The sequence below is a fragment of the Myxococcus sp. AB036A genome, assembly GCF_006547355.1.
Classification (GTDB): domain Bacteria; phylum Myxococcota; class Myxococcia; order Myxococcales; family Myxococcaceae; genus Myxococcus; species Myxococcus virescens.
Window position 1 is genome coordinate 61,674 of sequence record NZ_VHLC01000043.1, and the last position, 7,988, is coordinate 69,661.

Genomic DNA, 7,988 nt, shown 5'->3' on the forward strand with positions numbered 1-7,988 from the left:
GTGTCCTTTAAGGCGTGTCCGCGTCGGGAGCCGGTGGGGCGGACTGAGAGGAAGCCTTCTTCTTCCGGATGCGAGGCGCCTGTGCCTCACCCGAGGCCGGAGGTTCGGTGGCCTCGGTCGCGGCAGGCTCCGCTGCATCGGCCTTCTTGCGTCCCCGTCGCGCGCCGCGTGGCGCGGTAGAGGATGCCTCGCTACGGGCTTGCGCGGCGGCCTCGTCGGCATTCGCGGGCCGGCTGTCGTTCGTCACCGCTCCATCTGTGGCATGAGGGGACGCATCGCCCCCGTCGGCCCGGGCCGCATTGTCCACGGCGGCCTTGTCCGCGAGTTCCGCGCCCTCGGCAGCTGCTTCCGGCTGGGCGACAGCGCCATCGTGCGACTCCGAAGCAGTGCTCGCGGAGGCCACGCCGGTCTCTGTCGTAGAGGGCAAGCCCTCGTACTTCAGTTCGGCGCCACCCACCGGGCCCGAGTCGCCACCGTTGTCCGAGCGCTCTGCGCCAGAGTCCTGGAGCACCTCTGGGCTGGCTGCGCTGGCGGACGAGTCGCCACCCTCCGCCGCCGTGTCGCCGCGAGCGGCCGAAGGTGCCACGGAAGCAGGGCTTGCAATGTCGCCCCCTGCATCCAGTGCCGCGACCTCGGCGAGTTCCGCCTCGGTGGGCTCCATGGAGTCGGTCGGCTCATCGAAGCCAGCCAGCGCGTCATCGGAGAGCGTCAGCCCTCGGCCCGCGCGGCGCTTGGGCTTGAGGTTCAGCCCGGCGGCCTCATAGACGGTGGGGGCGGGCACGAGCGCGGCTTCGGCCAGCAGCCGCGCCTGTCGAAGGGACTGCTCGAGCTTCCGGCCGAGCGACACCAGTTCCTCACGAAGGAGGGTCTCCTGCTCCAGCGTCAGGGGCGACGGCTCATGGCTGGAGCGCCACGCGGTATGGGCGGTCAGCACCTGCTCCATGACGGGCCGCACGAGCGCGAAGTCATCCCGGGCGAAGATGCGCGTCACATAAGCGCTCTTCGTGCGTCGCTCATAGGACGTCGCGTACTCGAGGACGGCTTCGCGGGGGGCTCGCCGAAGTTGCGGGAACTTCAGGTGGGGGAAGAGGGCTTCGATGACGGGCGCGCGGCTGCTGGCGGTGAAGGTGATGCCGGCGTGCAGCTTCTCCAGCACGTCCACCCACAGGCCCTGCTGGTGGAACGCATACTCCTCGCGAGCCTCTTCCAGCTCGGGGAGGTCCTTCACGCGGTCGAGCACGCCCTCGGTGGGCGCGCGCGCGGTGCGCACCAGCTCCAGCGCGGTAGTCAGCCAGCCCTTTTCGGCGTCGAGGCCGGGCCTGCCGGTGAGCATTTCCCCCGCCGTGGCGAGGCGGGCCTCGAAGGCTTCGGCGAAGCGGATGAGCTCATACGATTCGAGCGTGGACGACATGCGGCGGCTCCTCGGAAGGGCGGCGGGAGATAGCACACCCGGCGCCGAGCACCGAGCGGACGGGCAGGGGACTCAGCGCCCGCCGAGCAGAATCTCCAGGGCCTGGGGATGCGAGAAGTCAGGAAAGGCGACCGTGGCCCCTGCGTCGAGGAGGGCCTGCACGGAGAAGGTCCCAGTCCCCACGCCGATGCACTCGGCGCCGACGCCCTGGGCCGCATGGACGTCCTTGGGCGTATCGCCGATGACGACGACCCGGCATTCCTCCACGGGGACGCCCAGCTTCGCGGCGCCGGCCTTGGCGCCGCAGCGAATCAGCTCGGTGCGGTCCTCGTTGTCGCAGCCGAAGCCGCCGAAGTCGAACTGGTCGTAGATGCTCACGCGCTCCAGCTTCACGCGGGCGCCCTCACGGACGTTGCCCGTGCCCAGTCCCACGGCGAACCCGGACCGCGACCGGGCCTCCTTCACGGCCTCGCGCATGCCCGGGAAGACGAGGTATCGCTGGTCATCCACCTTGTGGACCTCTTCGGCGAGGTGGGCGACGTAGGCGTCGATGACCGCGTCGATGGCCGCGGCCGAGTCCTCCACGCCGATGATGTGCATCGCCTTGCGGACGATGGCCCGGTCGGTCATGCCGGACATTGGGAACGAGTCGCACGCGTCCCGCCGCCCGTGCAGCTTCTCGAAAGCGGCTTCCATGGAGCGGCGCCCCGCGCCGCCAGTGGTGACCAGGGTTCCATCGATATCGAAGAGGAGGACGGTGGGACGCATGGCTCCCATCTAATGGAAGCCCCGGGCCGACGCGAGCCCGGAGTCAGGCGGGACCGTGTCCCCTCAGGGCTCAACGAGCGTGAGTCCCCGCTGGAGTGCCTCGCGGACGAGGGCGCGCTCTTCGATGGGGAGTCGGTCCTCCAGCGCCTGCCGGGCTTGCTGCCCGCCCAGGCGTCCGAGCGCCACGGCCACTGCTTCCCGGACCTGTGATTCCGGGTCCTGCAGCCGGGAGATGAGCGTGGGGATGGCGTCCAGCCCCAGGCACTGGCGCAGGGCGTCCGCCGCGCTCGCACGCACCACGGCCGGGGCCTTCGCGTCCTCGAGCACGTCGCGGATGGTCACTGCGCCGCCTGACGGATCCACCAGCGCCAGGGAGGACACGGCGAGCGTCCGCCGCGCGGTAGGGGTGCCCTTGTCCACGACGAGCGCCGACAGGACAGGCGCCGCTCCCGGTCCCAGGCGCTTCCATGCGTCATCTGACGGGGTGCCAGTCCGCGTCGTCGCATCGAGAAGTGCGACCACCTGGGCATGGACGTCGGCGCCAGGCGAAGGCGCGTTGGTGACGAGAGCAGGCTCCGAACTGGCGGAAGCACTCATACGGGCCAGCCCTCCGGATCCCGCGAGCAAGAGGCCTCCGAGCACCACGGGGCGCCAGGCGAGATGGCGGAGGGACCACGAGGAAACGGCGCCAGGACGTGGGGGGAGGGTGGTCGCCATGAGGGCTTCCCGGACAGAAGAGGGACGTTTCCAATTTATACGTCATTGGTGCCGCGACGGGATGCGAAGCCCGTTATGGTCGGCGCGTCATGGCCGGACGGGTTCTCTTCTTCCTTCAGCACGCCACGTACGAGCCGGCCTTCCAGGCCGCCACCATGGGAATCACCGCCGCTGCCATGGGCGACGAGGTGTACTTCGTCTTCGCCTTCGATGCGCTGCGCCAGCTCGTGGGGGGCACCTACGGCCAGCCGTCGAGCGCGCGCGAGCACGAGGAGTTCGCACGCGCGGAGTCACTCGGGGTGTTGGCTCCGCCGCACATGCTGGCGGAAGCGCGCACGCTGGGCGCCAGACTGATCGCCTGCGACACCACAGTCCGCATCTGCGGCTACGAACCGGAGGCGCTGGCGGGCACCCTGGATGAAGTGATGGGGATGGCCTCGATTTGGCGACTGACCGCCGGTGCAAGGGTGCTCACCCTGTAGTCGGTGGGCTTGGGCTCTACGTACGCCGCTCTTGGCCGCCCAGGTATCGCTCTGGCTGTAACGTCGCAGTGGCATCCAAACGACGAGGAATCAGTCGGCCGATGCTGTAGCGCCCGACGGGAATGACGCGATAACCTGTCGCCACGCCGTACCCCCTTTGGAGAACCCGGCCGCGCGGGAAGTCCCGTGTCCCCCAGTAGCAGAAGGAATTCATTGCCTATGCGCTCCAAGCTGCCCCTCCTGAGTGCACTCTCCGTCGGCGCCATCGTCCTGGCCTGTCAGACATACGACTTCGAGCCGGTGGAGCCGCTGGCCATCGCGCAGACGACGGTTGAGGAGGTCATCAACGCCCGTCAGAGCAAGCCCAACATCATGTTGTTGGTGGATACCTCTGCGTCGATGACGGACCCTGTGAACCCGTCCGATCCGGCGTGCCTCGTGGAGTATGAGGGCGACCAGGTCGTCTGTGGTCGCCTGGCACCGTGCAACGTCGACGTCTGCCCCACGCGCTGGACGGAACTGCAGGCGGCCGTTCCGCGGTTCCTCAGTGACAGTGGGAAGTACGTGCGCTTCGCACTGACGACCTATCCGGAGACGCGTGGAGGGACCACGGCGGTTGATTCGTGCCGGGAGTCAACCGCGAGCGCGCTGCTAAAGGGACTGCCGGACCAGGAGGATGATGACTCCCTTCTGGCCCATGCCAATGAGATCAACGACCTCCTTCAGGGCATTCCCAACGCTGGTGAGGGGAGGCCCTTGGGTGGAACGCCGACGAGCGGAAGTCTGAACTTCGTGGGAAGCTTGGCGGGGCTCCAAGATGCGGAACGGGAGAACTTCGTCATCCTGCTGACGGACGGCCTTCCGAACTGCAACGACGGCAATGTCGTCGACGGGTCCAATCCGGATCTCTGCAAGTGCACCATTGAGAACAACGGGTGCCAGACCGCGTATTTCCGCCGTGGGTGTCTGGACGCCGATGCGTCCGTTGCTGCGGTGCGCGCCCTGGCGGAAAAGCAGATCCGGACCATCGTGATCGGCTTTGGTGCGGAGACTGCGGTGGGGGATGGGCCGGCAGTGCTGGAAGCGATGGCGCGCGCGGGCGGCTTCAAACGTACGTGTAGCGCGGAACGCCCGTGCGGCGAGGGTGACACGTGCAACCCGACCACGGGGCTGTGCAACCGCTCCTTCTTCCAGGCCGGGAATCAGGCTGAACTTGCCAGCGCTCTGGAGGAGATCAGTCTGGCGGTGAAGATCCCGGAGCCCTGCCTGATTCGGCTGGATGGTCCCCAGCGCCCGACCGACCCCAAGCTGCTCGTGGTCTACGTGGAAGGCGAGCGGACTCCATCGAGCGACAGCACCTGGACGCTGAATGACGACGGTGTGCGCTTCACGGGACAGATCTGCGAGCGCATCCTGGCCTCCACCCCGGAGTCGCCCGTGAAGATTGAAGTGCGGGCCATCCGGCAGCGCTAGTCCAGCGGTTCGCGGGGCGGCTTTACCCGGCGAGGGGCGGGGATTATAGGTCCCTCTCTCCCCGGAACGGCCGCCCCGCTTATGAAAGCCACGATCCTCTCGCGCTCCGCTTCCATCCCGTCCACTCGGCGACTTGTCGAGGTGGCGCGCGCAAGAGGGCACCGGGTGCGGGTCCTCAACCCACTCCGCGTGCAGATGCACCTCGATGGGCGCAGCGCCACGCTCTACTACGGCCGCAAGAAGCTGGCGCCCACGGACGTCGTCCTCCCCCGCATCGCCCAGTCGATCAGCAACTATGGCCTGGCCGTGGTGAATCAGTTCGGCCTGGCGCGGGTCTCGCTCGTCAACCACGCGCAGGCCATCGCGCAGTCGCGCAACAAGATGCGCTCGCTGCAACTGCTCTCGGCGCACGGTATCGACATTCCGTCGACGGTAATGGCGCGCGACGCGGCTCACCTCAAGGAGATGGTGGGCTTGCTGGGCGGCGTGCCCGTCCTCGTCAAACTGCTGCAGGGGCAGGAGAAGCACGGCGTCATGGTGTGCGAGAGCCTCCAGTCGCTGGAGGCCGCGCTCGAGGCCGTCCTGGGGCTGGGGCACAATCTCGTGATGCAGGAGTACGTGAAGAGCACGGGCATCGACGTCCGTGTGCTCGTCGTGGGGGGGCACGCAGTGGCCGCGGTTCGTCGCCGCCCGCGCCCGGGGCGCCTGGCGCACACCCTCATCAAGGGGGCCCGGCTGGAGGCGCACGAGCTGTCACCCGCCCAGCGAGCCACCGCGGAGAAGGCCACCCGGCTCATCGGGCTCGAAGTGGCGGCGGTGGATCTGCTCGACGTGCAGGGCCAACCCAAGGTCTTCGAGGTGAACAGTTCCCCCGCGCTTCCTGAAATGGAGGCGGTGACGGGCGTGGACCTGGCCTCGCTCATCATCATCCGCGCAGAAGCGCTCGTGGCGGGGGAGCCGCCCGTGTCCATGCCGGACCTGTCGCCTCCGTCGGCCCTGCCCGCGTCATCTGAGCCTGCCCAGCTCCCCGTGGACCGGAAGGGCACGGGACGCCGCGCTCGGACCGGCGAAGGCGGCGCGTGAAGAGAAAGACGGCCCCCGCTGTCTCAAGCGTGATACGCACCCATCGTTTCCAGGAGACGCCCATGCTTCGTCGCCAACGCCTTTCCTCCCTCGCCGCACTGCTGGCGGCAGTCACCTGCTCCGCGCCCGTACTGGCCGCGGATGTGGATCCGGCCTCGCTGTATGAGGTCTCCACCGAGGGGACCTCGACCCAGGTCAAGGCGGGAGAGAAGGGGACCTTCGTCCTCGCCATCAAGACGAAGGCGGGTGCCCATGTCTCCGACGAGGCGCCGTTGAAGCTTGAGGTGAAGGGGAGCCAGTTGACTCCGGCCAAGGAGAAGCTGGCCCTGGCGGACTCCGTGGCGAAGAAGGCCGAGGGGCAAGCCTTCGCGGACCCTCGCTTCGAGGTCCCCTTCACGACGGCCGCCGCGGGCAAGGGCTCCGTGGACGCGAAGCTCGTCTTCTTCATCTGCACGGAGAAGATCTGCGCACGTCAGCAGAAGACCTTCTCCCTTCCCGTCGAGGTCCTCTGAGTGTCCATGCGTGAGCGTTCTTCCAAGGGCGGCCGCGGTGAGCGCGGGAGCGAAGAATCCCCCCAGCGCGCCAGCCGGAGCGAGCGCGGAGGCGGCGAAGCCTCCCGTTTCGTCTACGGGGTGAATCCCGTCCTGGCGGCCCTTCGGGCTCGGCCGGACGAGGTGGAGCGCTTGTTCCTGGTGGAGGGGCAGCTCGGCGCCCGAGCGGCGGGAGAGCTGCTCAGCCGGGCTCGCGAGTTCGGCATTCGCGTGGAGAAGGTGACGCGCGAGCGCCTGGGCACCCTGGCGGAGGGCGGCGTTCACCAGGGCGTGGTGGTCGAGCTGCGCGGCTTCAAGTACGCGGAGCTGGAGGACCTCCTGGAGGCCGCGAAGGCACTGGGACAGCCTCCCCTGGTGGTCGTGCTGGACGGAATCCAGGACCCGCACAACCTGGGAGCCATCATCCGCTCCGCGGATGCGCTGGGGGCCCACGGCGTGGTGATTGCCAAGGACCGGGCGGTGCAGGTGACGGGCACCGTGGCCAAGGCGTCCGCCGGGGCCGTGGAGCACAGCCGCATCGCGCGGGTGGTGAACATCTCCCGGGCCCTGGAGGAACTGAAGGAAGCCGGCCTGTGGGTCGCCGCGGCGGACGTGGACGCCAAGGAGCCCATGTGGAGCGCCCGGCTGGATGGGCCGTTGGCGCTCGTCGTGGGGGCGGAGGGGGCAGGCGTCCGGGACGGGGTGCTCAAGCACTGCGACTTCCGCCTCCGGATTCCGATGGCGGGTCAGATCGGTTCATTGAATGCATCCGTTTCGGCCGGCATTCTGCTATACGAGGTCGCCCGCCAGCGGGGCACCGTCTCCGGCCGGTAGCTGAAGTTTGGGATCAATCTCCTTGACTTGGGCGAACGGGAATTCTAGAAGGGCGCCCCTCTCAGGGCGGTGACGGGTGGTTGACGGAGTCGCTGGGGCGGGGTAGGGCGGCAGTCGCAGTACCGGATGAGTGCCGGTGTAGCTCAGCTGGTAGAGCAACTGATTTGTAATCAGTAGGTCGCGGGTTCAAATCCCGCCGCCGGCCAGGTTGGACGGGGCCGCGGATGAGGGCCCGGGATGTGGTAGGACAAGTGAATATCTGGAGGGATACCCAAGCGGCCAAAGGGAGCAGACTGTAAATCTGCCGGCTCTACGCCTTCGATGGTTCGAATCCATCTCCCTCCACTCGGCAATTGCGGGAATAGCTCAGTTGGTAGAGCGTCAGCCTTCCAAGCTGAATGTCGTGGGTTCGAATCCCATTTCCCGCTCCAAATGTTGTAGTCACAGCATCGCCAAGCCCTGATAGCTCAGTTGGCAGAGCGCATCCTTGGTAAGGATGAGGTCACCAGTTCAATCCTGGTTCAGGGCTCCATTTATTTTTGAGGAGTGTCATGGCCAAGGAGAAGTTCGAGCGTAACAAGCCCCACGTGAACATCGGCACGATCGGACACGTGGACCACGGCAAGACGTCGCTGACGGCCGCCATCACCAAGGTGCTGGCGAAGACGGGCGGCGCCACGTTCCTGGCGT

General features: G+C 67.7%; 9 protein-coding genes and 4 tRNA genes. 10 read left to right on the plus strand and 3 right to left on the minus strand.

The genetic code is table 11. The features are described from left to right. Positions 1 to 7: 7 nt before the first annotated feature. From FL344_RS18935 to FL344_RS18945, 3 genes are all read right to left on the minus strand, one after another. Entirely contained in the window at positions 8 to 1,411 is a 1,404-nt protein-coding gene (locus FL344_RS18935; RefSeq protein WP_194863159.1) for a hypothetical protein, read from the minus strand. A 72-nt stretch (positions 1,412 to 1,483) separates the two neighbouring features. Next, a complete protein-coding gene (locus FL344_RS18940) occupies positions 1,484 to 2,188 on the minus strand; it encodes an HAD family hydrolase (RefSeq protein ID WP_011553112.1) in 705 nt (234 codons plus the stop codon). A 54-nt stretch (positions 2,189 to 2,242) separates the two neighbouring features. Next, a complete protein-coding gene (locus tag FL344_RS18945; protein ID WP_228565173.1) occupies positions 2,243 to 2,776 on the minus strand; it encodes a HEAT repeat domain-containing protein in 534 nt (177 codons plus the stop codon). Between the two features lie 209 nt (positions 2,777 to 2,985). Here FL344_RS18945 and FL344_RS18950 point away from each other — a divergent pair, with 209 nt between their 5' ends. The 10 genes from FL344_RS18950 to FL344_RS18995 form a co-directional block, all read left to right on the plus strand. After that, a complete protein-coding gene (locus FL344_RS18950) occupies positions 2,986 to 3,378 on the plus strand; it encodes a DsrE family protein (RefSeq protein WP_141619505.1) in 393 nt (130 codons plus the stop codon). Positions 3,379 to 3,597: 219 nt separating this feature from the next. After that, positions 3,598 to 4,851 carry an adventurous gliding motility lipoprotein CglB gene (cglB, locus tag FL344_RS18955; protein ID WP_141619506.1) on the plus strand — a complete coding sequence of 418 codons (1,254 nt, stop codon included), beginning with the start codon at positions 3,598 to 3,600 and terminating at the stop codon, positions 4,849 to 4,851. An 81-nt stretch (positions 4,852 to 4,932) separates the two neighbouring features. Then, positions 4,933 to 5,934: a RimK family alpha-L-glutamate ligase gene (locus FL344_RS18960; RefSeq protein ID WP_141592058.1), complete on the plus strand. Its 1,002-nt coding sequence runs from the start codon at positions 4,933 to 4,935 to the stop codon at positions 5,932 to 5,934. A 62-nt stretch (positions 5,935 to 5,996) separates the two neighbouring features. Then, the gene (locus tag FL344_RS18965; protein WP_228558183.1) at positions 5,997 to 6,446 is read left to right on the plus strand and encodes a hypothetical protein; all 450 of its coding nucleotides are present in this window, start codon (positions 5,997 to 5,999) and stop codon (positions 6,444 to 6,446) included. 6 nt (positions 6,447 to 6,452) lie between these two features. Continuing rightward, positions 6,453 to 7,298, plus strand: coding sequence for a 23S rRNA (guanosine(2251)-2'-O)-methyltransferase RlmB (gene rlmB / locus FL344_RS18970; protein ID WP_141592056.1), 846 nt, complete (start codon positions 6,453 to 6,455; stop codon positions 7,296 to 7,298). Between the two features lie 132 nt (positions 7,299 to 7,430). Next, positions 7,431 to 7,503: transfer RNA gene (locus FL344_RS18975), tRNA-Thr, on the plus strand. A gap of 56 nt (positions 7,504 to 7,559) precedes the next feature. After that, positions 7,560 to 7,643 (plus strand) — tRNA-Tyr (locus FL344_RS18980). 10 nt (positions 7,644 to 7,653) lie between these two features. After that, positions 7,654 to 7,729 (plus strand) — tRNA-Gly (locus FL344_RS18985). A gap of 25 nt (positions 7,730 to 7,754) precedes the next feature. Next, positions 7,755 to 7,830, plus strand: a tRNA-Thr gene (locus FL344_RS18990). A 19-nt stretch (positions 7,831 to 7,849) separates the two neighbouring features. Next, a partial coding sequence (locus FL344_RS18995; RefSeq protein WP_228556459.1) for a GTP-binding protein occupies positions 7,850 to 7,988 on the plus strand: 139 nt, incomplete at its 3' end.